The 26,689-nt window shown below is 64.3% G+C and carries 16 protein-coding genes and 1 pseudogene; 3 read left to right on the forward strand and 14 right to left on the reverse strand.

From position 1 onward, the window contains the following. Entirely contained in the window at nt 1–1,737 is a 1,737-nt protein-coding gene (locus tag J9314_RS17265) for an ABC transporter permease (protein WP_246490478.1), read from the forward strand. Here J9314_RS17265 and J9314_RS17270 read toward each other — a convergent pair. Next, nucleotides 1,727–4,018, reverse strand: a complete 2,292-nt coding sequence (locus tag J9314_RS17270; protein WP_210603517.1) for a response regulator transcription factor — start codon at nt 4,016–4,018, stop codon at nt 1,727–1,729. The two genes, J9314_RS17265 and J9314_RS17270, sit on opposite strands and share 11 nt — an antisense overlap. A 489-nt stretch (nt 4,019–4,507) precedes the next feature. Here J9314_RS17270 and J9314_RS17275 point away from each other — a divergent pair. Continuing rightward, nucleotides 4,508–5,305 (forward strand): annotated as a pseudogene (locus tag J9314_RS17275) (type III PLP-dependent enzyme domain-containing protein); the annotation flags it as partial. A 444-nt stretch (nt 5,306–5,749) separates the two neighbouring features. Here J9314_RS17275 and J9314_RS19270 read toward each other — a convergent pair. From J9314_RS19270 to J9314_RS17305, 7 genes are all read right to left on the reverse strand, one after another. Next, nucleotides 5,750–6,790 carry an ATP-grasp domain-containing protein gene (locus J9314_RS19270; RefSeq protein WP_246490479.1) on the reverse strand — a complete coding sequence of 347 codons (1,041 nt, stop codon included), beginning with the start codon at nt 6,788–6,790 and terminating at the stop codon, nt 5,750–5,752. 10 nt (nt 6,791–6,800) lie between these two features. Next, entirely contained in the window at nt 6,801–8,246 is a 1,446-nt protein-coding gene (locus tag J9314_RS17280; RefSeq protein ID WP_210603521.1) for a hypothetical protein, read from the reverse strand. A 48-nt stretch (nt 8,247–8,294) separates the two neighbouring features. Then, nucleotides 8,295–9,842 (reverse strand): tyrosine-protein kinase domain-containing protein, encoded by a 1,548-nt coding sequence (locus tag J9314_RS17285; protein ID WP_210603523.1) that lies wholly within the window; start codon nt 9,840–9,842, stop codon nt 8,295–8,297. An 87-nt stretch (nt 9,843–9,929) separates the two neighbouring features. Further along, a complete protein-coding gene (locus tag J9314_RS17290; protein ID WP_210603525.1) occupies nt 9,930–11,108 on the reverse strand; it encodes a glycosyltransferase family 4 protein in 1,179 nt (392 codons plus the stop codon). A 4-nt stretch (nt 11,109–11,112) separates the two neighbouring features. Further along, nucleotides 11,113–12,474: a lipopolysaccharide biosynthesis protein gene (locus tag J9314_RS17295; protein WP_210603527.1), complete on the reverse strand. Its 1,362-nt coding sequence runs from the start codon at nt 12,472–12,474 to the stop codon at nt 11,113–11,115. Further along, the gene (locus tag J9314_RS17300) at nt 12,461–13,063 is read right to left on the reverse strand and encodes a sugar transferase (protein ID WP_246490480.1); all 603 of its coding nucleotides are present in this window, start codon (nt 13,061–13,063) and stop codon (nt 12,461–12,463) included. The genes J9314_RS17295 and J9314_RS17300 overlap by 14 nt, the downstream gene beginning before the upstream one ends. 80 nt (nt 13,064–13,143) lie before the next feature. Continuing rightward, complete coding sequence (locus tag J9314_RS17305) at nt 13,144–13,761, reverse strand: arsenate reductase/protein-tyrosine-phosphatase family protein (RefSeq protein WP_210603530.1); 618 nt, start codon at nt 13,759–13,761, stop codon at nt 13,144–13,146. A 457-nt stretch (nt 13,762–14,218) separates the two neighbouring features. Here J9314_RS17305 and J9314_RS17310 point away from each other — a divergent pair, with 457 nt between their 5' ends. Beyond that, a complete protein-coding gene (locus tag J9314_RS17310) occupies nt 14,219–15,286 on the forward strand; it encodes an ATP-grasp domain-containing protein (RefSeq protein WP_210603537.1) in 1,068 nt (355 codons plus the stop codon). On the opposite strand, the gene J9314_RS17315 is transcribed toward J9314_RS17310, so the two are convergent. From J9314_RS17315 to J9314_RS19490, 6 genes are all read right to left on the reverse strand, one after another. Then, entirely contained in the window at nt 15,275–16,471 is a 1,197-nt protein-coding gene (locus J9314_RS17315; RefSeq protein ID WP_210603539.1) for a phenylacetate--CoA ligase family protein, read from the reverse strand. The two genes, J9314_RS17310 and J9314_RS17315, sit on opposite strands and share 12 nt — an antisense overlap. A 208-nt stretch (nt 16,472–16,679) precedes the next feature. Continuing rightward, the gene (locus tag J9314_RS17320; protein ID WP_210603541.1) at nt 16,680–17,900 is read right to left on the reverse strand and encodes a DegT/DnrJ/EryC1/StrS family aminotransferase; all 1,221 of its coding nucleotides are present in this window, start codon (nt 17,898–17,900) and stop codon (nt 16,680–16,682) included. After that, on the reverse strand, nt 17,897–19,798 hold the full coding sequence (locus J9314_RS17325; RefSeq protein WP_210603543.1) for a nucleoside-diphosphate sugar epimerase/dehydratase: 1,902 nt from the start codon (nt 19,796–19,798) through the stop codon (nt 17,897–17,899). Before J9314_RS17325 ends, J9314_RS17320 begins: the two co-directional genes overlap by 4 nt. A gap of 258 nt (nt 19,799–20,056) precedes the next feature. After that, nucleotides 20,057–22,744, reverse strand: coding sequence for a helix-turn-helix transcriptional regulator (locus J9314_RS17330; RefSeq protein WP_210603550.1), 2,688 nt, complete (start codon nt 22,742–22,744; stop codon nt 20,057–20,059). Nucleotides 22,745–23,027: 283 nt separating this feature from the next. Continuing rightward, entirely contained in the window at nt 23,028–25,607 is a 2,580-nt protein-coding gene (locus J9314_RS17335) for a LuxR family transcriptional regulator (protein WP_210603551.1), read from the reverse strand. Next, nucleotides 25,592–26,341, reverse strand: coding sequence for a helix-turn-helix transcriptional regulator (locus tag J9314_RS19490; RefSeq protein ID WP_425514189.1), 750 nt, complete (start codon nt 26,339–26,341; stop codon nt 25,592–25,594). Before J9314_RS19490 ends, J9314_RS17335 begins: the two co-directional genes overlap by 16 nt. Nucleotides 26,342–26,689: the final 348 nt, after the last annotated feature.

The following is a 26,689-nucleotide window of genomic DNA, read 5'->3' on the forward strand; positions in this document are numbered from 1 at the left end:
ATGAATCTGCTGGCCGCGCACACGGACAACGGGGATCGTCCCGTCCACGGCGGTGGGGCGAAGGTGCCACGGCCCGGGCGCCATCATGGTGCACATGAACGCGAGCGGGGCGGCCGCCTCGGCGAGGGAAGCCTGGCGGGGCTGGGTCACCTGCTGAGGTTCATGCTGCGCCGGGACCGACTGTGGCTGCCGATCTGGGTGCTCGCCCTTTCCGCGCTCACCGCGTATTTCGCGAATGCGATCGCTGTGGTCATGGACTCGGATTCGCTGCAGGCGATGACGGTCTTCGCGAAGAATCCGGTGATGGCGCTCATCACGGGTCCGGGGTACGGACTCGATCAGGTCACGATCCCCCGGTTCATCGTCGGGATGTACGGGGTGTTCCTCATGATCGGATCGGCCCTGATGTCGATCCTCACCGTCTCTCGGCATACGCGCGCCGAGGAGCAGACCGGGCGGGCCGAACTCGTCCGCGCCGGGGTCACCGGTCGACACACTCAGCTCATCGCCGCCCTCGTGCTCACGGTGTTCATGAATGTCCTGCTCAGCGCGGGAATGGCGGCGGCGTTCGGTTTCTCGCAGGCCGAGCCTGAATCGTGGTCGGCGACGGTCCTGTTCGCTGTCGGGATCAGCGCGGTGGGATGCGTGTTCGCGGCGGTGGCCGCGGTCACCGTGCAGCTGAGCGCCTTCGCCAGGGCCGCCTCGTCGATGGCCGGTGCGGTGCTGGCGCTCGGCTTCGTCATCCGCGGCATCGGCGATATGTCGGCGGTGTCCAGGGGTTCGCTCGATTGGCTGTCCTGGCTCTCACCCTTCGGGTGGGCGCAGCAGACGGCACCGTTCACGCTCGACCGCTGGTGGCCGCTGCTGTACTCGGCCGGTCTGTTCGCGGCCCTTGTCGTCGTGGCCGTCGTGGTGCAGTCACGTCGTGACTTGGGCGCGGGGATCGTCTCCGAACGGCTGGGCCGGTCGCAGGCAGGACCGCTGCTGGCGACACCCCTCGGTCTGGCGCTGCGCCTGCAGGGCGCGAACCTCGCGTGGTGGTCGATCAGCATGCTGGTCATGGGCGTGGTGTTCGGTTCGTTCACCGGAGCGATGGACGAGGGCGCGGCGGGAATGCCGCCGGAGATTCTGGCGATCATGGGCGGACGGTCCGGAATCGTCGACGGCTACCTCGGCTATATGGCTCTGTACTTCGCGATCATCGTCGCCGCGTATGCGGTCATCGCCGCCGGTGGGCTGCGGTCTGAGGAATCCTCCTTCCACTCCGAACCGGTGCTCGCGACCGCGGTCTCCCGGAGCGGCTGGTTGGCTTCTTGGACCGCCGCGACGCTGGTCGGCGCCGGTTGGCTGATGGCCATGGCCGGTTTCGGCGAAGGGCTCGGTGCGGCGGTGTCGATGAATGATTGGTCCCTGCTGTGGCCGACGACCCTCGGACACCTCGCGCAGACGCCGTCGATCTGGGCCCTACTCGGCTTCGCCTATCTGCTCTACGGCTTCGCCCCGCGGCTGATGAGCCTGAGCTGGATCGTCTTCGGAGCGTCGGCGGTACTCGCGCTCTTCGGCGGGATGATGCAACTCGACGACGCGGTCCTCGACCTCTCCCTGTTCACCCATATCGGGCAGTATCCGGCTCAGGATCTCTCCGCCGAGGCGGTCCTGTGGTTCGTCGGGATCGCTGTGGTCCTCGTCGGGGTGGGGATGGTCGGGTTCCGGCGGCGGGACCTCGTCACGGCGTGAGGTACCCCAAGGACCGGGCCCGGCTGAGCACCTCGGCTCGGCTCGACACCCCGAATCTGCGGTAGAGCGCGGACAGCCGATTCTTCACGGTTCCGGTGACCTGATGCAGCTCATTCGCGATCTCGGCGACGGAGAGACCGCAGCCCAGGAGGTCGATGAGCTGAGCCTCGCCCGCGCTTAGCTGCGGCATCGTGGCAACGTCCACGGAGACCGATCCGATCGTGCGCAGACGGGCGATGAGAGCTGCGGGTGAGTCGAAGGAGTCCGAGAACTCGGCCGCAGCTTCGGCCCATGCGCGTGCGTCCGAGTTGAGATCGATGAGACGATCGCGATCGATCAGCGGCAGAAGTGCGAGCGGGAGCAGCGAACTCACCCACGTCGACAGGCTCACTGCCGTGGAGAAGTCGCTGCGTGCCGCATCTTCATCTCCGCTGCGCAGCTTGGCCGCTGCTCTGATGGCAGCGAGCTCGGCCCGACTGCGCGGACTCAATGAGTGGTGATAGAACCAGGTGTCTGCGCATGAGATCGCTTCGTCGTTTCGACCGGCGACGAGCTTCGAACGGACGTCGAGGACGATGCGGGCGTCACACGACGGAGAGAGTCGCTCGCGCTCGATCTCGGCCCACCGCAGCTGCCCCAGAGCGATGAAGACCGTGCTGCGTCCAAGTGCGATCAGGTCCTTCTCCGCTTCTGACAGGACACCGGCGTCGCGGAAACGCTCTGCGTCGTCGTTGACGAAGAGCAGACCGGATTCTGCTTCCACTGACAGGACTGCCGAGATACGGGCGATGAACGGCAGATAGACCCACAGCGTCCGCATCTCAGGGTAGGCGGAGAGTGCGTCGAACTCGGCGCCGGCCCGCTCAAGATCGAGTCGGTCCAGTGCCCGCAGCGCCGAGGCGATGCGCAGGGGCGGAGTCACCAGTTCATCGATGATGACAGTCGGCGGCGAATCCGAATGTGCGACTGCCGGTTCCACTTCGGAAGCCGCGCGCCTGATCCCCGACGGAGCATCGGACTCCGCCAGATGCGCATCCGCCCGCTCATGGTCACCACTGACCGCCGCGATGAGGGCAGTCCAGGCGATGATCGCCGGCAGAAGAAAGTCACCGTCTACGTGGCCGGCTCGGGCGGGGCCCTCGATCTCATTGAGCACGGACAGCGCCCGCCGAGGTTCAGCTGCGTGGTGAAGGGCGATTGCGGTGAGGAGACGCACGACGGACCGTGCACGTACGCTGCGCATCTTCGCTGCCGCGCGAATGCCCATTTCCGCGGCTTCGTCGTGACGACCGGCATCGGCCAGCCCGATCAGCTGCCGGACAGTGCCGATGACATCGACCGACTTCTCGCCCGGACGCGCTTCTTCCTCCGCTTCCACGTTCGGTTCAGAATCGCCGAGCTTCCCCGGCAGTCGTGACCTCAGCACTCCCGAGCCGGTATGTCTGACCACAGCAGTCCGAATCCGAGCCGGGGTGTCATCGGCGGCATCAGCAGTGATGTCTTCGGCGAGCGTCCCGAAGAACTCAAGGCCGGGTCGGCCAACGCGCGCCTTGACCGGCAGAACTCGAAGAACGGTGCAGGCGGTCCGGGGAGTGAGCAGGAACATCGGTATGCCCACCGCCTCGCACACCCGCAGCAGCTGGGACCAATGGCCGCCGTGCCTGGCCAGAAGCAGCACGTCGCCGAGGAGTTCCGGTTCGACCATGCCTGCGGATTCCATGTGCTCGATCAGCACCTCGAGAAGATCGGCCACCACAGGCGCTGCACCGACTTCGGCCCTGAGGTCGTGTCGCAGCTTGGCCGCGATGAGAGTCGGGACCTGCAGCAGCGTCCCCCGCGCCGAATCCTCAAAGCGAGTGAGGATCCCGCTGGAGAGGAGTCGGATCAGCACCCCTTCGGGATCGTGTATCCCGATCCCGCCGAGGAGATAGTCAGCCACAGCTGTCAGCGCCCGAACAGCGGTCGTCTCTGACACAGCGCTGAGTTGAGCGAGCACCGAAGCCGCCACAGTGTCACCGGAGCCCAACGCAAGAGACAGCCGCGGACAGAGCTCGACGACCCAGTCGGCGAAAACAGACGATTCGGGATCCACGGAGACCCCCGCGGCAGCAGCGGCGCGGAGGACCGCCTCGGCGAAACGAGCACGACCGGCACATTCGGTCCAGAGCCGGCGGCAGAGGTCGGTGTCGGCGGGACCGGCCCCTGAGGCTTCGAGTTCGACGATGAAGTCGCCCAGGCTGAGGCGAGGATCCTGCGGCTCACCCTCGGCGGTCGAACTCATGATCATCCATCCTTCCGCCCGGCGGATCAAGCCCGCGTCGTGTTCGTCGACGTACATCTCAACTCTCCGCTCCTGCCCAACCTGACCCGACTGCTCCATCAGCCCATCGACTGCGGCGCCTCTCGGACTACCAATGTGCCCGCTCGGCAGACGTCGATGTGCCGCTCCATACCTCTTCTGCGGTAGTCCGCCATGGAAATGCGGGTGCACGAACCGCTGGGGAGCACCCGTCCTGGTACGGTCGAAAACAGCGGAAGCCGATCGTGGACTGCCGCTTCACATTCGCTGTTCTCATATCTGCCCAGGACCGTCCGCCCAGGTTCGTCTGCCCAGGACGCTGGCCTCTGTCGCGGAGATGACCACGCACATGCCGAGGTCGGTCCAATCCCCGACAGCAGCGATTGCGAGCCCCGAAGCAGTGCCGAACGTCCGCAGCGAGGTGTGCCCATGTGGCTGCACCTGCTGCCTGGAGATGAGGAACAGAGAAGCATGGCTGATGCGCTGAAGCAACTGGTCGGACCGGGTGAGCCGACGACGCCTTCGTATGTCCTAGACCTCCCGGTCCTCGAAGAGCAGGTCGGTGGTTTTCGCCGTGCGCTCGACCGACACTGGCCGAACGCGATTCTGTCTTACTCGTTCAAAACCAATTCCCTGCCCTGGCTGCTCTCCTTCATGCACAGACGAAGGGTCTGGGCCGAAGTGGTCTCGGATTCCGAGTACGAATTGGCGCTGGCGGTCGGTTTCTCACCTGATCGGATCGTCTTCAATGGTCCGGTCAAGGGCCGTGATCGTCTCCGGCAGGCACTGCTCTGCGGGGCCGTGATCAATCTGGATTCGAAGCGGGAGGTCCGCTGGGCGGTCGAACTGGCGGCGGAAGAGCCGGACCGTGCGCTGCGTGCAGGATTGCGCGTGAACTGGGATCTTGATGCCCGCTGCCCCGGAGAGAACACGTTGGCAGGGGCCAGCAGCCGTTTCGGGTTCAACGCCGAGAACGGCGAGCTCGGTCAGGCGATCACCACATTGGAGTCCGCTGGAGTGCACGTCACGGGCCTCCATATGCATAGGAACTCGCGCACACAGAGCCTCGAGGTCTTCCGCACTGCAGCGGGGGTGGCCGCGGAGCTCATCACCTCTCATCAGCTTCGCCTCGATTGGATCGACATCGGCGGCGGGTTCTTCAACAGTCCCGGAGGGAGCCCGACTTTCAGTCAGTATGTGACTGCCATCCGAGAAGAACTCGATGGCACGATCGATGTCGAACAGACTCGACTGATCGTTGAGCCCGGAGGGTCGCTCATTGCCGTTCCCGTCGAATTCCACGCACGGGTGATCGATGTGAAGATGATCGGAGGCCAGCGCTTCGTCATCACCGATGCGAGCCGCACCGACATCGATCCGCAGTTCCGGCGCGAGAAGGATTTCGGACTCCGCCTTGAAACGGCATCGACGGAGTCCGTTCCTGAGCAGGTGATCTGCGGATTCACCTGCATGGAGAATGACCGGCTGACCGTCCTCAAAGACGCCCCGCTGCTGCGCGAAGGCGATCGGATCGTCTTCGAGCGGGTGGGCGCCTACACCATGTCCTATCAGTCGTCATTCATCGAGTTTCCGCCCGCGGTCTTCGTCCGTCACGGAGAGTCCTTGGAACAGGTCAGGAGAAAGGGCACCGCAGAAGACTGCTTGAGAGGAAACATCTGGTCAGAATCGGCTCAGCCGATCACCGCGAAGCCTTCAGGCCCGGCCGAGCACTATGAAGTCGTCTCCTCGAGCCGAGGTGAGTCCGGGTTCACACCGCAGGAGAGACGGATCATCGTCCCACCCGACCAACGTTCTGAGGAGGTCAGCGGGGACATCGGCTCCGGCGAGATGGCAGAACGGGTAGCCTCCTCCGAAACGCGGATTGACGTCGATGATGAGCGGCTCACCTTCGGCTGACTCTTTGAAATCGACGTCGATGGGACCGACCGGTGTGAGGACTCTGCCGAGAGCAGCCAGGGCGGCCGCGAATCGTTCAGCGGGCACTGTTGTGGCGACGTCTGTGTCTCCGTTCCGCATGTGATCCTTGCGGCGTGCCAGCACTCCGCGCAGCTCTCCGGTCCCGTGCAGCGAAAAGACTCCGTCGACACCGTATTCGCTGCCTGGCAGCTGTTCTTGGATGATCACTGCGTCGAGACCGGCCGAACTCGTTCTGCCGTCGGGGCTCTTCGCGGATTGCGCCGCCTCGCTGACAGCCGCGCGAAGAGTCTTCGCGGAGGCGAACCCCAAACCTGCCGAACCGCTGCCGAACCGATGCTTGACGACGAAGTCGCCGCTGGGGTTCACGCTGATCGCCTGCTCGGCTTCGCTGCCCAGCCACGTCGTGGGAGTCGGGATGGCGCAGTCACGGAGAGTCGCAGCCATGAGGCGCTTGTCGAGGACGATCTTCTGGGCAGCCGGGCCGAGGGAGGCCACCGTGCATCCGAGTTCCCGGAGATCATCGGCAAGACCACCCGCAAGAATCTGCAGTTCATAGTCATTGAGCGAGATGAAGAGGTCAGGAGACTCGCTTCGGGCCCACTCCAGCACTGCTCCGCGATACTCCGGTGAGTTGTAGGCGGGCAGGATCACGCCGCAGTCTGCTGCTGCCAACGTCGGTGCCGATGACCGATACTCCAGAGCGATCACCTCACCCCGAATGCCCTGCGAGACCAGAGCATCCTTGAACCAGCGCACATAGTGCGCACGATAGGCGGCGGAGGCGATGGCGATTGTGAGGGGCTCGGTGGCAGTCATGGGCAGTCTTTCATTCGCTGTGGATCGAAGTTCGCGAGAGCGAACACCGTGACGGTGTGCGCCGTCCCTGCGTTCCGAAGGACACGTAGGAGGGAAAGATCTGCACCGGGGAATAGAACGTGACCGCCCAGAGCAGAAGCAGTGCTGCGATCCGGGCGTACATGCGCACGATCCAGGTGTGGAATCCTGCCCAGACGATGTCTCCGACCCCGCCGAGCAACGAGGCGAAGAACACAAAGTACAGCAGGTCGCGCGGTCCCTGTGCCGCTCTCCGATAGCTGCGGACCGCCCACACATCGATGCGGTCAAGCATCAGAGCGAGCAGGGGGACCCCGATGACCAGTCCAAGTGCTCCGAAGTTCCACCACAGGTCGCCGTAGATGGAGGCGACGGTGGAGAACCCGGTTCCATAGAGTTCCGGGTCGGTGAGTGCCGCGAGTTCGTAGCCGATGGCTTCGGGTATCCAATGCGGGGCCAGGTCGTCGGGCAGTGCCGATCGCAGCGGAGAAAGAAGAGAAGCACCGAGGGTGGGCAGGCGTCCCAGTTCGGAGTCATGGATCAACGAGCCGAAGTTGCCGATGGCCACGAACATGGATGACAGTCCGGTGTCGTTGCCGTAGTCTCCGCTCAAGGACACCTCGTATTCTTTCCTCCAGGCCCCCAACCCCGCCAAGAGGATGGGCGCGAGGATGACACCCACGGTCTTCATCCAGCGCCGTCCGCAGCGGAGGAAGAAGACATAGGCGAGGGCCAAGATGAGAGCGATCGCGCGCAGTCTGCCCGTACCGGAGATGATCAGCGTCGGGTAGGTCACGAGTGCGCCGAGGACGAGGACGATGTTCCACACACTCTGCAGTCCCTTCGAGCTCAGCAGCGTCGCGACACAGATGAGCAGGATGGCTGAGAACCCGACCCCGTCGAGCACGAGCTCGAGGCGGTCACCGAGGACCGCAGCGATGGTGAGTACGACGGCTCCGGCGCCCTGCGCCCACTGCACAGTTCGCAGCGGCAGCACCACCGGCTCTGGGCGTCCTGTCGAGTCTGATCGCAGGCACAGCGCTCCGATGCCGATCTGAGTGAGAGTGCTGGCGAACAGTGCCGCATTGAGGTAGACCTCAGGGCGGGCTCCTTCGATGAAGTAGGGGTCGGGGATGACGAGCAGCCCGCTGATCCCGACGATGGCGGCACTGGAGGCCATGAAGTAGCCGGGCATCGTGATGCGGTCACGGCCCAGGAGCACGAACAGCGTCATTCCATGGACGAACGAGACGATCGACATCACTTCGCTGGAGACGTTCACGACTGAGGTGTCTGTCGAGAACCACAGACGAGCAACGATGACGACGAAGAGGCAGGAAGCCGTGAAGACGATGATGAAGAGCGGAGAATGGACGGGCGGATCCGAGTCGGCGGGGCGATCGGCCGACAGCTTCCTCTCCACCAGTGTCAGGGACATGACCATCCACCTCCTGCCGCTCTCTCTGCTGTACGGAAAGCCAGGTGCTCAGCCATCGCCGGCAGCCCACAGCCCGTGCGATGCCGAATGTCGACTCCGGTTGCGCCCCGGCAGACTCTCCGTCCGTTCGTCCACAGCTGCGCGAACATCCGGTTCGACGGCTGACGCGACTGCACGCGGTTCCGATGCGCGCGCTCGACGGCGCAGACGACGTCGTGGCGCTGCAGTTTCAACATTCTGCGGGGCCTGTGCGGCATAGGCGTCTCTGTAGATCTGCGAATAGGTCGTGCTGTCGGTCTTCGGCATTCCGTTGAGCACCACGCCGAGGAGGCGCCGATCGACGAGCTGCAGCTTCCGCAGTGCCTGCGACATCTGCGTCCGGCGGACGGTTCCGCTGCCGGCAACGAAGATCGTCCCGGATACCCGCCGGGCGAGCGCGGCAGCGTCTGTGGCCGCCAGCAGCGGAGCTGAGTCGAGAATGACGACGTCATACCGGGCTGCGGCTTCGGCGAGGAAGGCCGTCATCTGGTCGCTGTCGAGGAGTTCAGCGGGATTGGGCGGAACCCGACCGCTGGCCAGGACAGTGAGGTTCGGCAATTCCACGGGCTGAACCACATTGTCCAGATCGGAATCGCCGATGAGCACCGTCGACAGTCCTGCTCCTCCTTCGAGCCCCAGATAGCTGTGCAGTGAGGGGTCCCGCAGGTCGGCGTCGACGAGAAGGACATTGCAACCGGCACGAGCGAGCGCAGCAGCGAGATTGATGGACGTCACCGACTTCCCCTCTCCTTTCACCGATGAGGTCACGAGCAGTGAGCGACTCGTCTCGCCCAATTCCAAGAAACGCAGATTGGAACGCAGTTCCCGATAGGCCTCGGACTGATCATCTTCAGTTCCGTACTGCGAAACGAGGGTGTGGTCGTCTCCTGCCGTCATCCGGGCCACGGTGCCGATGACCGCCGCATCGGTCAGAGCCTCGACATCGCTGCTCTTGCGGACCCTGTTGTCGAGGAGATCTCGCAGCACGGCAGCGAGGAGTCCGGCCAGCAGTGCTGCGAGCAGACCGAGAACGAAGTTCTGCGCCAGGTTCGGTGACGCCGGAGAGCTCGGAGCGGTGGCGGGGGTGACGACCGTGAGTTGGACGGTTGCCGGCCCACTCGCCGTTTCGAGCTCCGCCACCTGCGACCGGAGACTCGCAGCCACTGCGTTCGCCAGTTCAGCCGAGGATCGGGCGTCGCCGGCCTGAGCCGTGATCGAGATGAGAAGGGTGTCTTCTGGAACCGTGGCCGAGACTCGTTTCGCGAGTTCTCCGGCATCGCTGGTCAGTCCGAGCGAGTCGATTGCCGGATCGAGGACGATCGGGGTGGTCACCAGGTCGGCGTAGGTGGAGATCTGCTGGCGCGCATAATCGGCGGCAGTGGAACGGTCCGCCACAGAGGTTCCGGGGTCCGTGCGCACGAAGACGTTCGCCGATGCCTCGTAGGTCAGCGGCTGCAGTGCAGTCACCCCACCGACGGCGGCCAATACGAGGACAACCGTCGACAATGCGGCGACCCATCGCTCGCGGAGAATTGTGAGATAACGCTGAACGCTCATGATCGGCCTTTTCCATTGGAGGGATTCTGATGGTTGTCTGTCGGGTTCCCCGCTCTGCTCCGGTGGAGCATGCCGGGGTGTGCGGGTTCAGTCGGCATCGAGGACCACCTCACCCAGTCGTTCATAGGTCACGGCACGGTCGAACCGTTCTTCGGCCATGCGGCGGGACCCGCGTCCGCGTTCGGCCAGCTTCCTGTCGGTCGCCATCTCCACCAGGGCCTGGGACATGGATTCGACGCTCGGATCACAGCTGATGCCGGCACCGTAGTCCTCGAGGAGGTCGCGGTACTCTTCGCATTCCTGAGAGTTGACCACGGGCAGGCCTGCCGCCGCGTAGTCACCGATCTTGTTGGTAATGGACTGTGCGGCTCCGGCGACGATGGGATTCATCGCAATATCGCAGCCGCGCAGGCGAGCAGCCATCTCCGGGAATTCGAGTCGTCCGTAGAAGATGACTTCGTCCGGCAGATCGGCCAGTTCGCGCCTCCAGCGGCTTTCGAACGGCCCGGTGCCCATGACGTGCAGCCGCATGCGGATGCCATCGTGGTTCAGCTTGCGGACAGCACCGAAGACGGTGGGCAGATCATAGCTGTGGCCCAGGGTCCCGATATAGGCGAGTTCGACGTAGCCGTCGTCGCTCGGTCGCTCTGCGGTGAATCGGTCGAAGCGGCTGAGATCCGTTCCCAGGTAGACGGTGCTCACTGCTGAATCGTCACCGCGTGCATCGGCGACTCGGCTCGAATAGGTTTCGGAGACGGTGATCACTGCGTCGGCGCCCCGGTAGATCCGTTCGGCCGTTCGGCGCAGCGGCGCGAACAGAGGACGACCGGCCCACTGCGGTCTGAGCACCATTTCGAAGGCCTCTGGCCACAGGTCCTGGACATCGATGACGAATCGCACTCCGTGCCGCTCGGCGTAGTCGGCAGCGACCTGCGCGACCTCGAGAGAGGGGACGGCACAGTAGAGAACATCAGGGACTCTGCGCTGTTGCAGATACTCGTCGAGTCTCTTGGCCAGCACACGATGACTGCGCAGACGTCCGATGGAGACATTGCCTCGGTAGTCCGGTTCAGCCAGATACGTCGTCAGATACTGCGGGTTCCGGACGAGAGTGAGGTCCCGCTGCGACTTCGACAGGTGATGGAAGGACGAGGTGACGAGTTCCACCCGCGCTCCACGCCGTGCGAGTATGCTCGCCAAGGCGTCGAAACGGTCATTGGGGTGGCTTCCACCGCCGGTGAAATGAGCGATCATCAGGATGTCCATGGGTTCACTTCCTCGTTTCGTCTGTGAATCGGTCGGTCGTATCCTGGGCAGACTCCTCGGTCGCCGTCATCAGCGCGGGCGTCTCCGCGTCGCCCACCCCACCGACCGGCTCGCATGCCGGTGGTGGTGTTCGCCTCGTTCCCTCACTTCTGCTGCGCAACACCCTGGCAAGGGAGATCGCACCGGCCGCAGCGCAGACGCTGTAGCCGATGATCGATCCGTAGGCCGCGCCGAGCATCCCGAAGGGCGGAATCAGAGTGAGATAGGCCAACAGCGAGGCTGCGGTGCCGATGATCTCGACGATCGACACGGTTCCCGGCGCGTCGGCGGCGATGAGCAGTCCCTGTTGGACACGGGTGAGGCCGAATACGATGGCAGACACTGCGAGGGGAATGATCACCGTGGTCGCCGGAAGGTAGGACTCCGGAAGGACGAAGAGGATCATGGCCCAGGCTGCGGCCCCGAGCAGCCCAGCGGAGACGGCGAGCAGGAGGAGGCTGCCGCCGATGAGCCTGACGACGGGGAGCGGACGCGATGAGAACGACATCGACCAGCTGCGCAGGGAGGCATCCACCCACTGCTGCACCGGCCAGGTGGCCATCTCCAGGACAGTGGCCACGGTGACGTAGAGGCCCAGCGCCGCCGAACTGCTCAGCATGGGCAGCAGCAGTCGGTCCGAGCGGAGCATTGCAGTGTTGCTGAAATCCGAGGGCAGCAGGACCAAGCCGCGGCGGCGCAGCCCCCGCCTCTCCTCCCGCGACGGGGCCGCAGGCTTCCACGACTTGGGCACGAGAAACAGCAGCGCCACGGCCGGCAGCGCCGAGACGGCGTAGGCCCACATCCACAGCACCGGATCGTCCACGTCGAAGAGCACCAGCAGCATGGCACCGATGACGATGATGACCTGGGTGGCGACCGCATTGATCGTGAACCATTTCCATTCACGGCTGCAGACATAGGCGACGCGCAGCGCCCGCACCAGGGAATTCAGTGCGACATAGCCGGCGATCGCAATGACGCCCAGCCACAGCCAGTCGGCGCTGAATGGCGAGAACACGGCGGCAAGGACCACGACCGGCAGGATGCAGAGAGTTCCTGGTGTCACCATTCTGGAGAAGACTCGGTACTCGGTGCCGAATCCGCCGGAGCGTGCTGCGATGAAGGGGCGTTCGAGGCCCATGATCGCGAAGACAGAAAGAAAGTACGCAAGCTGAAGTGCGAATGCGAGATCACCGCGCCCGGCGGGGCTGAGCACGAAAGCGGCCAACAGGTTCACGGCCACGGCGCCGCCTGCGGCCAACACCTGCGAGGCGACCAGCACCGCCGCGGCGAGCTTGGCACCGCCGAATCGGTCACGTACGTTCATCGCCGGGGTCCTTCTCTCCCGTGAACGTCGGCATCGTATCGAATCCGCCCTTGTTGATGCCCTGTCTGGCCAGCACGGCCTGCACCGTCTGCAGCAGAATGTGCAGGTCGAGACGCAGGCACCGGCGGTCGACGTACTCCACATCGAGGCGGAACTTGTCATCCCAGTCGAGTTCGTTGCGGCCTCGCACCTGTGCCAGACCGGTGATTCCCGGCAGAGTCTCGTGCCGTCGCGATTGCTCCGGCGTATAGCGCTCGAGGTATTCGACCCGCAGCGGCCGCGGTCCGACGAGGCTCATGTCACCCCGGAGGACGTTCCACAGCGAGGGCAGCTCGTCGAGACTCGTTGCCCGCAGAAACCGTCCGAGCGGGGTCAGGCGCTGGCCGTCGGTGACATGTCTGTCGTCGGGATGGAGCATGGTCCGGAACTTGAGGATCTCGAAGACCTCCTCCCCTCGCCCCGGACGAGGCTGGCGAAAGATCACCGGACGGCCGTGCACGGCGAGGACGACCACAGCGACTCCCGCTTGCACCGGCGCCGTCACAATGATTCCGAGCGCGCTGGCACAGACATCGATCGTCCGCTTCACCGTGTCATACGGCCGCCTCCGGCCTACCACGGTCGGGTGACCGCGTCGCCGACGCGTCGTCTTCGGATCGAACTCGCCCATCATTCTCCCTCCCCGAGGTTGAGCGCCCTCTGGAACAGAGCTGCGACCCCTTCCACCGCGGGAGCGAGCTGGAGCGCCGCGCGGGCGTAGGTGTCACGATCGCAGCCGTAAGGATCGATGACATCGTCGACAGTGACCTGTTTCGGGGACCGGCGTCGGCTCCGTCGCCGTGCGGCTGCACCGACGGCAGCGCGCAGGCGCGCGGCCCGGTCTGCTGAAGGCCCGCCGCCTTCGCTGATGATGTCGGCGTCGCGGGTCACCGCGGCCAGGCCGGCGAGCTCACGGATCGTGAAGGTTCTGCGGACGATCCGCGGATTGAGTTCGACCACTTCCCGCCTGTGGTCCCGTGTCATCACGAGGACGAGGTCGGCATCGCCGAGAGCCTGCTCGCTCACCTGCTTCGTGCGACGGGTACGGATCTCCTCGACGCCCATGTATCCGGCGATCTCTCGCACCTCCTCCGGAATCAGCCACCCCGAGGCGGCCCGTGTCCCGGCCGAACGCAGACGGATCTCGGATACATCGGCGAACCTCTGAGCGAGCGCCAGCTCTGCGATGCGCGACCGACAGATGTTGCCGGTGCAGACAGCGAGCACATGGAACGTCTGAGGTGTCACTGCTCCTCCGTACACTGCGTCGTCACCGTTGCGTCGGCAGCGACCGCCGACAGCGGACCCACTTCGGACTTGCCCATGAACGTGTCCTTTCACACTGCGGAACCATTGCGCGCAGGACTGCTGTCGATGATTGGGACCGACGACACCGGCGAGCTCTCAAAGACTCTTCTGCACCGTTCTGACCGGCTCGGAGAGCTCGGCGTTTCGGGGTTCACGCTACCGGCGCGGAAGGAGGTCGGACCGGGGCTCCACATGAGCCTGCGGTGACCCGCAGTGACCCTGCGGTGACCCGCTCGAACGGGTCTGGAGTAGAGCGAATCCTGGTTCGTCGCCTCAGGGGCGGATAAGCTTCTGAGTACCCGGCCGATGACGGCCGTTCACAGATGTCAGCCATCTTCGTGCCGAGGAGGCATACGCCCAGAGCCCGCACTGCGCTCAGTGACTGCAGGAGGACCAATTGACGTCGAAACCCGCCACCGTGGTGATCGGTTCAGCCGGTCGACGCCTGTATCTCATCGATTGGTTCCGGCAGGCCTTCGACACACTCGAGATCGACGGTCGAGTGGTCGTGACCGAGAACGACGAGACGAGTTCGTCCGCGACTTATGGGGACATCGGCATCATCATGCCGAAGTACTCGGACCCTGCTTATGAGACCGCCCTGTCGGACCTCATCGCCGACCTCGAACCGCAGCTGTTCATCTCCGTCAACGACTATGAGCTCCTTCACCTTCATGTGAATACGGACCTCGCGGACCGGATGCGACAGTCGCGAGTGCTCGTCCCCGGTGTGTCCGCCGAATGGCAGCGCGGCTGCGTCGACAAGTTGCGGATGGCACAGATGCTCTCCGCGATCGGCGTGCACACTGCGCCGACGTTCGCCGGCGGAGACGGTGCAGGACTGTCGGCACTTGCAGCGGATACCGATGACGTCGTCGTCAAACACCGGTTCGGCAGCGGTTCGTCAGGTCTCGCAATCGTGCCCGCTGGTCGGGTAGAAGAAGCTGTGGCCGAATCGCTGCTCTCCGCACCTGCGCAATCGGGCGGTGAGCCGACTGCCGACGATGTGGTGGTCCAGCCCAAACTCTCCGGCTCCGAACACGGTGTCGATATCGTCGGTGCACTTCATGCCCCCGGTGACCTCGCCGCGGTCCTTGCCCGACGCAAGCTGCGGATGAGAGCGGGCGAGACGGATAAAGCGGTGACGGTGGATCCTGCCCCGTTCGTCGCGAATTCTGCTCTCATCGCGGAAGCGGCCGGGCTCACCGGACTCATCGACGTCGACATGTTCCTCGACGAGGAGGGCAGTGCCACGGTCATCGACATCAACCCTCGCTTCGGAGGCGGCTATCCGTTCGTCCACCTCGCCGGCGCCGATGTTCCGCTCTACTATCTGGCTCAGGCCATGGGCAGAGACGACGGCCACGAGTGGAGTCGCTATGATCCCGGCGTCGTCTCGGCGAAATACGAAAGCATTCGAGTCGCGGGAAGGATACCGGTGACTCCTACCAGTTCAGTTGAGTGATCGGGGCCTGAACAGACTCTCTGGATCGGGCATCTCGTTGATGAAGTGCTGCCTCTTCCCATATCCGACGACGAGTTCTGCTGAGTCGTAAGAGAAATCGCAGCTCACGATGTCGCCGATGCTTCCGTTCAGCAGAGCGCGCAGGCGCGTTTCGAGCTCGGCCGACTGTGGCGCGTTGAGCACCCATGTGAACTTGCCGAAATCATTCTGACGCAGCTGGAACTGCTGAATGTCCTTCATTCGATCGACCGGTTCGAGGATCTCCATGTAGAGCAACCGCCGTGGCGCTTCTTTGGTACCACCGATGGGGAAATCGCGTTTCCGACCCCGGAGTTCCTGCAGGACGCCCGGTACTGTTCGGCCTGTTTTGTCGACGGCGAACCGTCCGAGGTCCCCCGTGTCATACCGGAGGTAAGGCGACGCCCGATTGTACAAGTCTGTGACAACAATTCTTCCGAGGGCACCAGGTGGGGCCGGGCAGTCGCTCTCCAGCTCCAAGATCTCGAAATGGAACGCCGATGTGTTGAGTGTGTATCGGGACAGACCGCCGTCGGAGATCCCGAAGAGTCCGTTCTCGGTGTTCGAATAGCGCATAAACAGTTTGACACCGGCCTGAGACCGCACAAGCCGGTCCAGTGACTCGGTAGCTGGTTCGCCGATGCCGAGTACGGCGCCGATGACTCCCTTGTCGAACTCGATATCGAACTCTCGGAACCCTTCGAACAGGCTGTCGAGGTAAGAACACGGTGCGACGATGATAGTGCCTCGTCGATTCCTCAGCCACCGGGCAATCGACCTGATGCTTCGCTCATCATTCTCACCCGTATACATTCGTTTGCCCTGCAGCAGAAAGGCACATTTGAGGCGGCGTGACACATCGAGCCACGACGTACCATGGATCACCGCGGCAAAGGGGTCGGCACCCATGAACTTGTGAATTGCCACCATCTCTGACCGATGGCGGGCGATCCGATCTCTGTCAAAATACGACCGGTAGCGGATGCCGCACGTGCCCGAGGAGAACCTCACCGTCAGCGTCTCAGGGCTCACCCGCTCATCGAAGAACTGCGAACGATCCGCCACCATCATCGGCTTCGTGACCACCGGCAGCGATTCGAAACCCTCACCCTTCAAGTTCTGATAGAAGGGCACATGAGTGCGAGCATGGTGCGCGATCTGTTCCAATGCGGCAGAGGAAGAGCGGGATGCGGGGTTGCTCAGAGTCGAAAAGACCTCTTCGACGACTGACGGTGAGACTCCGTTCGGCAGCATCTGAGCCGTGAATCGGCGGGCTGTGGACAACATGAGGTTTCCCTTCTCCTCTTTCGAGTATCTGTGGGTGCGTTGGCGCGCTGAGGACTTCGAGTCTGGGACCGTCTGCCACTGGACTGGGTCACGGTGCAGCTCCAGCAACGGCTGCGCCTCGAAGCTCGAAGTACGCAGCCATGGCGGCAATGACTTGGTCGATGTCGGCATCGGTCATCTTCGATCCGCTCGGGAGGTTGAGGCCGGTGGAGAAAATGCGTTCGGAGACCTCTCCGCCGTACATCGGAACCTCTGCGAAGACCGGCTGCAAGTGCATCGGCTTCCACAGCGGGCGGGTCTCGATATCGTGTTCGGCCAGCCAAGCTCCCAGTTCGGTCGCTCTGAATCCGGCCCGACGCTCGTCCACGAGGATCGCAGTCAGCCAGGCATTGTCGCAGTGGTCGTTGTCGTTGCCGAACACAGAAACCCCCTGCACCGAGGCGATTGTGCCGCTGTAGCGTCGACGGACTTCCCGTCGGCGATCGACCATCGCGTCGAGCCGGGTCAGCTGCGCCCGTCCGAGAGCAGCGAGCAGATTGCTCAGCCGATAGTTGAACCCGATCTCCCGGTGTTCGTAGTGAGCCACCGGCTCCCGGGCCTGGGTCGACAGGAAACGGGCGTATTCTGCCAAGCGGCAATCGTCGGTGAGCAGTGCTCCACCACCCGAGGTGGTCATGATCTTGTTGCCGTTGAATGACACGACCGCGGCGTCACCGAAGCTGCCGCAGGCGGCAGTTCCGTAGCGGGATCCCAGTGATTCGGCGGCGTCGACGAGGACGGGGACGTCGAATTCGGCCGCGATCGGCAAGATCCGGTCGTAGTCGGCAGGCCGTCCAAGCAGGTCGACCGGGACGATTGCCGCCGGCTTCCTCCTCCCTCGGATCGAGTTCTTCAGAGCCCGGTGCAGCTGTGCCGGATCCATGTTTCCGTCTGCGGAGCAGTCGACGAATACAGGTTCGGCTCCGCAATAGGTGATGGCGTTCGCCGTTGCGGCGAATGTCATCGTCGACGTGACCACCAGGTCTCCCGGCTGCACTCCGAGACCGAGAAGACCGAGGTGGAGAGCCGCCGTTCCGGATGAGAGCCCAACCGCATGAGCGACTCCGACTTCAGCCGCAAGCTCGGTCTCGAACGCTTCGAGGTCGGGACCGACAGGTGCTATCCAGCCGCTGCGAAACGCGCGCAACAGGAATTCCTCTTCGAGCTCCCCGACGTCGGGGCCCGACAGCAGGATCCGACTGACAGCTGGAACAGGCTGAGGCTCCACTGCGGTCGGCGGCTTCGTCGGTGCCGCGTCCGAGATCGTCATGACCTGACCTCGTCCGTGACCAATCTGGCCGGTTCCGGCAGGAGGGCGGAACCGCCGACGGGTTCTCGGTGACTCGCTCGACGGCCGAGTTTCGGTTGAGGACGGCAGTTCCGATTGCAGAAATCGTCGATGACGCTCCGCTCAGCCATGACGATGGGCAGATCGGCAGGAGCGAGCTCCGGCGCTTCGACCCGACTGATCTTGTCATGGATGCGGATGACGGTGCCTTCGTAGTCGCCGAAGAGCTCCTCGTCGAGCTTCTCGCCTTCGCGCAGCCCGGTATAGACGATCTCGGTGTTCTGATTCGACATTGCGACCAGGCTCCGCGCGATGTCGACGATGCGCACCGGTTCGCCCATGTCGAGAACCATGACGTAGCCGTCTTCGCCGATCGTCGCCGCCTGCAGCACCAGCTGGCAGGCCTCCGGGATCGTCATGAAGAAGCGTCTGACCTCCGGATCGGTCACAGTGATCGGACCTCCCTGTCTGATCTGCTCCTGGAAAGACAGCAGCACAGATCCGCGTGAACCGAGGACATTCCCGAAGCGGACCGAGAGGTAGGTGCCCGGCGACTTCGCTGCGAAGCCGCTGACCAGTCGTTCGGCGATCCGCTTGCTCCGCCCGAGTTCACTCGTCGGCGCGGCGGCCTTGTCCGTCGAGATGTTGACGAAGGTTTCGACTCCCACCGCGTGAGCGGCTTCAAGGACATTGAGGGTGCCATGGACGTTCGTCTTCCAAGCCTCCTCAGGGAACCGCTGCAGCATCGGCAGATGTTTGAGCGCCGCGGCATGGAAGACGATCTGCGGCTTCGCCTCGGCGAAGATATGGTCAAGGGCGCTCCGGTCGCGGATGTCGGCGAGCACCGTATTCGGCGACATCAGCAACGCCGAACCATAGAGCGTGAGTTCGACTCCATGCAGCGCGGTCTCATCCCGATCGAGCATGACGAGGCTCTCGGGATGGAGAGCGAACAGCTGCCGGCAGAGTTCGCTGCCGATCGATCCCCCTGCTCCGGTGACGAGCACGCGTTTGCCGGCCACCTTCTCGGCGATCTCTGCCAGATCGGTGTGCACCGGGGCACGGCCGATGAGGTCCTCGACCTTGATATCGCGGATATCGCCGAGCTCGACCTTCCGAGTGACCATCTCTGCCAGCGGAGGAATCGTCCTCAGCCATTTTCCTGTCGGCTGCAGACGATCACGGCAGGTCTGCAGGAACTCCGCTTCGGAATCGGCGATTGCGACGATGACTCCGGAGACATTGAGCCATCCGGCCACCTCGGCGATGTCCTCACTCGTCCCACGGACACGAACCCCATGGATGCTCAAGTGGCGTTTGTGCGGGTCATCATCGATGAGCCCGACGGGAAGATAGGCGCCGTCAGGGCCGGAGAGCATCTGCCGAATGAGGGACTCGGCAGCGGCACCGGCACCGACGACGAGCACTCGCTCACCCTGCAGCGGGCGCGTTGCGATCTGGTGGGACCAGCGGACGAGGTAGCGGCTGCCGGTCATGAAGATGACGGCGGAGAACACGGTGAGCAGAACGAACGGAGAATCCCCCAGGGTGACAGCCATCAGACCGCACGTGATGATCAGAGCGATGACGGCGATGCCGCCGTATTCGGCGAAGCTGCCGTAGTGGTAGCGGCTGCGGTAGAGACCGATGAGCAGGCCGAGGAGCAGCTGCAGAATCACCGCGGCCGCGGCTGCGGATGCGAGTTCGACTGCGCCGACGGCACCTGTGCCCATGACGGCCGATGCGAGCAGTCCGGCAAGAGCCCATGCCGCGATGTCGAAGACCAGCTGGAACCTGGTCTTGCCCCTCCAGATCCGCGTTGCCAGCCGCGCCGCCCATCTCGCACCGGAGGTCACCGGGGCCGGCGGGGCCGCACTCACAGCGCCCGTCCGAGTGAGTGGATTCGGATGTTCCGACACAGTCATCGTGATCTCCCATGCTCGACTGATCCGGCCCAGTCGTTGTGGCTGCCGGGCATCGTCGGTGAGAGCCGACGATGCAGCGATTCCGACTTCGGAATGCGTCGACTTCACGCTATGGGGGTTCGGTGGCTGCTCCGCCACTTGCGGCGGAGGGACTGCGGTCATCCGCGGGGTCCGTGCGGAATGCCGCGCAGAGGATTCCTCCCCCGCCTGTGCTCAGACGGCGGCAAGGCGCGGGTTGCCCGCCAAACGGGACACGAGTTCGGTTCGCGAACCGACGTCGAGCTTGCGATAGACAGCGGTGAGCCGGAGTTCGACGGTGCGCAGCGAGACGAAGATCCGTTCGGAGATCTCCCGGTTCTTCAGTCCGGCACGGACCAGCTCGACGACCTTGAGCTCCTCATCGCTGAGTTCGCCGAGGCGCGGCAGCTCTGGCCTTGCCGGCGCCTGAGGCTCTTCGACGATCTGCCCGGTGCGGAGGTGTTCGGCGAGTCGACCAGCCCCGACTTCGCGAAGCAGTGCCGCAGCAGCGAGCCGCTGTTCGCGGGCCCTCAGCGTCGAGCCGTTGTCGGTGAGCCTCGCTGCGAAAGCAGCATGAGTGACTGCCTTCTCGAAGACGAATTCGGAAGTGCTGGCCTGTCGCAGTGCTCGCCCGAACAGATCGGCGGCAGCATCTCCGGCAGCCAAGAGGGCTTCGCTCCGACCAACGACGAGTTCGGTCCACCGAGAAGGGCACGTCTTCGCACGCTCGCGCAGCTTCTGCAGCAGAAGCGTCGCATGTTCCCGCCTGCCCGCACCCACCAACGCCTCGATGAGGTCGCCTTCGAAACGACGCACGTTCGGATTGGTCACAGCTGCGGAGAGCTGTTCGCAGCGCCGCAGGTGTCCGACGGCTTCGGCCGGACAGTCGGTGCGCAGCAGGTATCTGCCTTCAAGCGCATTGAGTTCGGCCAGCAGGCGGTGGTTGTTCGTCGCCGAGGCCAGGGCCGCGGTCTGGTCTTCGACCGGCCCCGCTTCTCCGACGCGTCCGGTCAGCAGCAGCTTCCAGGCGTGCAGCAGCAGAGTCCGGTCCCGACGGATGACAGCGAGTCCTCTGCTCTTGTCGGCGGCCGCCTCCGCGATGATCCTGTCGATGATGTCGACGGCTTGGCTGACGTGGCCGAGGCGCACTTCCAGTTCTGCACGGACGCAGTCCACCTGTCGCTTCCAGACTCGGTTCGCAGCGCTCGTCTCGCCGATGTGGTCGAGCACAGCCGTGGCGGCCTCATAGTGTTCGGTGAGCATCAGCCCGGTGGCGACGGCGAGTCCGAAGCTCGGTCTGATCGAATCCTGGTGTTCCTGCAGGCTCGCGAATCCGGCGAGTGCCGATCCGTCTTCCCCGCTGTTGCTGTCGAGGAGTATGCGAACCGCCTGTGCAAGCTGCTGCTCGCCTGCGCGAAAGTGCTCGCCGGTGGCTTCGGCGAGCGCCAAAAGCTCCTGCGCTCGAGGGAATTCGCCTCGTTCACAGTGGCAGAGTGCGAGAGTCAGCTGCAGGCACGCCACTTCGGCGGGCGCCTGCTCCGCTTCGTCCCTGCTCCAGGACGTGAACAGTGAGGACGGCAGTGTCTGCGTCTCAAGAAAGACATTGCGGACTTCGAGAGCCCGAGCGCGGACGACGACCGCTGCTCGGTTCGATCGGGAGGCGATCCGCACATAGCGGCGGGAGAAGGCGAACTGCCCGTGATCGGACAGAGTTTCGGCGATCTCGACCAGCTGACCGCGCAGCTCTTCGAGATCGCTGCAGACCCGGATGGCGCGTTCGGCGAATTCGATGCCGCCCGCGATGAGTTCGCCTCGGACCAGCCCGAGAGCGTGCGCCGCCAGATGCTGCGCGGTCTCCTCACCCGGATCGACGAACGAGACGTGCCACGCCTCGACCTGCGGCCAGGTGTCGGCACAGTCCTCGACCAGTGCGAGATGGGTTCTGCGGCGTTCGCTCGCCCCCATCGACTGCTGCACCATGGCGCGGACGAATCCGTGCGGTATCCGCAGAAAAGCTCCCCGGCGTTCGATCGTCCCGCGCGACTCCAACTCGTCGACAGCTTCCCAGAACCCGGGCATTCTCCTGGCCAGGGGCCGCAGGGGAGTCAACGGGGACAGGGACAGGCACCTGAGCAGCGCATCGGCATCGGGCGTCAGCTCCTCGACATAGTCGGCGATCATCGGACGACTGGCCGGTCCCACTCGCACCGGGATCGTTAGTGCGATCTCACCGCGCATCTCACTCGGTGCCATCTCCTCGAGGATGTGGCTGACCGCCAAAGGCCGGCCTGACGCGGCGTGAGCGGCGACCTGGGCCGCCTCCTCGGCGATCCTCGTGTGTCCGAAGCGGGCGAGTGCAAGGTCGCGGGCAAGCTCGATGAGTTCGGCGATAGCCAGCTCCGCAAGTGCGATCTCCGGCACCGAGGCGAACGGACCGTCATCGTCGATCGATCGCGCCGTGATGACGATATGCAGACGTCCGGTCTTCAGACGGCGGAGCGCCTGCCCGAGCACCCGCTGCGAGTCCCTGTCCATCTCGTCGGCATTGGGTATGAGGATGAGCGTGTCCTCCGCTCCCGGGATCGAGCGGAGGGCCGCCATGATGCTCGGCACGTTCTCATCGGCGGCGGGCTCCGCCGGATCCGAGGGCCCCTCGTCGGATGTGCCGACGGCGGCGAGCAGACCGCTGATGCCGGAGAAGGGGGTGTCCTCGTCGAACCGGCTCGATGCCACCCTGAAGACTGTCCCCTCCCACTCCGATTCGAGCGCCCGCAGGATCGACCGCCTGCCGGTCCCGAAGCCGCCGGTGAGAGCTGCGGAGCGATGCCGGGAGAGGAGAGAGCGCAGGTCTCCGACTTCTTTGCGGCGGATCACCTGACGCATGATCCACCACCCGTCATCGAGTCCGGGGAGATCATTCGCAGAATGATTCCCGGTCCGGGGACGGACGCTGCCGTTCGTGCAGCGCGGGGAATGGTTCGCAGAGGAGGCTGAGGGTTGATGTCCATACACCGATGGTGGTCGCCGGGAGCCCTCCGCAACCAGGTGGCCGACACGGGAATGCGCTTCGGGTCACTACTCAGTCACCACCGGGTCACCACTGGACCATCGCATCGAGTACTCGATCGTGTCTGAAATCCCGCACTTGCGGATACTCGGTTCCGGCTCAGGCCCGCATTCGACCTTCGGAATTCCGCATCGCCTCGGCGACCTGTTCTCTGCGCTCGACACCGAGCTTGCGGAACAGTCGATAGGTGTGACCCTCGACCGTGCGTACCCGCACCCCCAGCTCCGACGCGATCTCCGCATTCGTTCGGCCTGCGACGATGAGTGCGCTGATCTGTCGCTCCCGCGCGGTGAGTTCCGCGCCCTGCGTACCCGGTCCGCGGCTTTGGCCCCTGTGAACCCCGAAACGCGCGGCCAGTGCGATGCACCTGCCCGCCAGGTCGGGCATCGACGGCCCGTATTCGGCCGCAATCGCCGTCAAGGCGGCCCGATCATGATCACGCAGAGCCGCACCGAGGCGACCGACGATGTCGAACTCACGCCCGGTCCCGTGCGCGGCCGCTTCGCACATCGCCTCGGGCGCGATCTCGTCGAAGTGCAGGAAGAGGTGCAGACGGATGAGTACGACGATCGCCGCGGCCCCATCTGCTTGGGCTTCTTTCAGCCTCATTCGCAGCTCGTGCTCGTACCGGGGCTCCCCTGTTCGTATCGCTCGTGCGGTGGTTCTCAGCACGAGTGCCCGACGGTATTCGTGGTAGAGAGCGGTGGCGGGCAGCTCGTCGAAGCGGGCGTGCAGGTCATCAGCCTCAGCGGGGGTTCCGACACGTGAGACCGCATACTCGGCCTCAGCCAGGGCGATGGCGAGCTGAGTGCCCTGGTTCCAATAGGTGAGCGATTCGATTGCTGCACGAAGTGCCTTCATCGCCCCCGGGAGGTTGCCCTCAAGCAGGTGGGTCTGCGCCCACAGCAGATCGATCGGTCCCGAACGGGCTGACAGATACGCGATGTCATGGGTCGGCAATGCTGTCATCAGCTTCTTCGCCTCGGCTATCCGTCCCAGCTGCAGCAGCGCTCGCCCCCGCAGCATCATCAGGTGGAGCACTCCCGTGCTCTCGAAGTGGAATTCGGCCTGAGCGGATTCGAGGAGAGCGAGGGCTTCTGAGGTGAGGCCCGAGTCGAGCATGTCCGTCGCATGCAGCATGGTATCGAGGAGGTGGAAGCTGCCCGGCGCCGCACTCTCGTGAGAGAGCCCGTCGAAGACATCGACAGTGAGCGGTCGGCCTTCAGCCACGACTGCAGCGAGCCGGTCGAGCAGCTTGAGCCCGAACTCTGCATCCACGCCCGCTCCGGGATGCCCGTCACCATCGTGTCGAAGCCGTTCCAGAGCAGTGCGGAAATCCGCAAGCCGCAGAGCGGGAGACATCGTGCTGAAGGCACGGTTCATCCAGACTACGAGGGAGTCGACGACGAGCTGTGCACAGCAGGCGGTGCGAACACTGTGGGCCACGATGTCGAGGCCGAGCGGAATCTTATTGCATCCGCAATAGAGCAGAGCGACCGCGAACAGGTCGTGTGGGCCCATCCGCTCCGTCGGGATCTCCGCGATCAGCCGCATGGCCCGATGCCAATCCCCGAGGCGGGCCGAGATCAGTGTCGCTTCGATGGTCCGTGACTCGCTGATCTCTGCCCCGCAGATCAGTCCCCATTCGGCCCTGACCACCTGTGCCCACTCCGATGGCGCATCTCCACACGCATCGATGAAATCGAACCACGCTCGACTCCGACCGGTCGGCGTTGTGTACCTGATCGTGTCCGAGGTGTGGTTCTCCACTGCCTCGTAGATATGAACCCTTCCAGGGTCGATCTTCAGCTCGCCGGCGGCCACCAGCTCGTCTGCGGCTTCCCCGAGTCCGGCCCTCAGCAGTGTCGCAAGCTCCACCTCTCCTGCGAGGACGACCAGTTCGAGGGCTTCTGTCTCCTTCGGTGAGTGGTCGGACAGACCGATCCGCGCATAGTCGCGCGCACGCGCGTCGTAGTCGATGTCGAGTCCGTCGAGAATCCATACTCCGCGACGATTGAGGAAGCGCGAACGCCTTTCGGTGTATTCGAGGAGTTCGATCAGCTTTCCGGGGTTGCGCTTCGAGTGGAAGTCGACGATGTCGACCACGGCTTGCGACACGATGTGGCCGAGGCGGTGTTCGATCATCGACCGATAGTCCTCGTGCGGCAGCGGGCCGAGCACGAGATGCTGGAGCACATGGTCTTCGACCAGCGTCGAGAACGGTATGGCTCCGCTGTCGGTGTTGGTGCGCGAATTCGCGACGAGCCTGATCGATCCGACGCTGGCCAGATCTGTCAGGATCTCCTGCGAACGAGAGTCGAGCAGATGAGCATCGTCGACGAAGACCGCCCGCGAGCCACGTGTCGAGGTGAGTCGGGACACGATACGCCCTACGATCGTGGACGCGTCCTCGTCGAGGTCCACGAGCAGGCCGAAGACACCGAAATCGACGTTCTGATGAACTCGGTCCCCGCGGATCCAGATTGCGTCGCTTCTGTCTTCGAAGGCCGATCGCGCCAGGAGGGTCTTACCCACGCCGATCTCACCTTCGATGAGGATGCCCGAGCATTCCGAGCAGCGCAGCGACTCATGGATCAGGTCGAGTTCGGCCCTGCGACCGAAGATCCTCGTCCCGGTCTGGGGGATCGCGGCCGGCTCGATGGTCACTTCGTCAGCCATTCCGCCACCACCTCACGCAGCTCGTGCCGATTGACCACATGAATACGGCGGTAGAGGCGACCGAGATGCCATTCGACGGTTCTGGCCGAAACATGCAGCTCCGCTCCGATCTCTGCACTCTTTCTGCCTTCGACGACGCCCGTGATGATCGAGCGCTCGAGTTCGCTCAGGCTCTCTGCGAATCGCTTCCCGTCGGCCTCGAAGTCGAGCACCCGTCGGCTCCTCCCCAGGAGTGCCCGGGCTTCTTTGGCGACTGCGGCATCACCCGCGGCGACGGCGCGTTTTCGTGCCTCGCCGGACAGCTGAGCACAGAGCACGACCGCGCCGAACAGCAGTGCCTCCCGCGCCGCAGCGATGAGCGCCTGGAGATCCTCTGTGCCGAGAGCATGAGCCATGGCTCGCAGCAGACGACCGAGTGCGCCATCGACTCCGCCGGCCGAAGCGGACAACCGGACGATGGCCTGTTCATGCCCGAGTCGACCGGCTTCGAGCCACGCGAGGCAGGCAAGAGTGTGCGCGCCGTGTTCGTCGGCCCACGTTCCGAGGTCATTCAGTTGAGGAGCGGCGAGCACCGGCGAAGTCTGCGCCAGTGCTTGAAGATCGAAGAGTCTGGCTTCGAACGAAGCCCACCACGAATGCCGGCTGGCTTCTGCCTCCTCACCGACTGCGAGTGAGAGGGCGTCGGTCCGCTGGTGAGTCAGCACAGCGGAGAGACTCTGCGCCGACCTGGCCATTCCCGCTATATCGACGATGTCGGAGGGGTCGCTGACGAGATTGAGTGCGCTGAGGCTGCGGTGCGCATTCGCCACGTTTCCGGTGCGCAGGTCGATGAGCGCGTTCGTCAGACTGGTCAGCCGACGACTGCAGGTCAGTTCGTCCATGGCGGTTCGCGCATCGGCCCAGTTTCCGGCGACGAAGTGCGCCACGAAGAACTGCGGAACGGCGTCTTCCCGTTCGAACGATTCGGGCCCCGGAAGTTCGAACATCAGCCGGGCTTGGGCAATATAGCTCAGTCCCAGTTCGATCCGGCCGGCCAACACTTCGGCGACGCCGAGGAACGCACATGCCCGCAGGCGGTGGCG

It is taken from the genome of Brevibacterium oceani (genome assembly GCF_017948325.1).
In the GTDB taxonomy this organism is placed as follows: domain Bacteria; phylum Actinomycetota; class Actinomycetes; order Actinomycetales; family Brevibacteriaceae; genus Brevibacterium; species Brevibacterium oceani.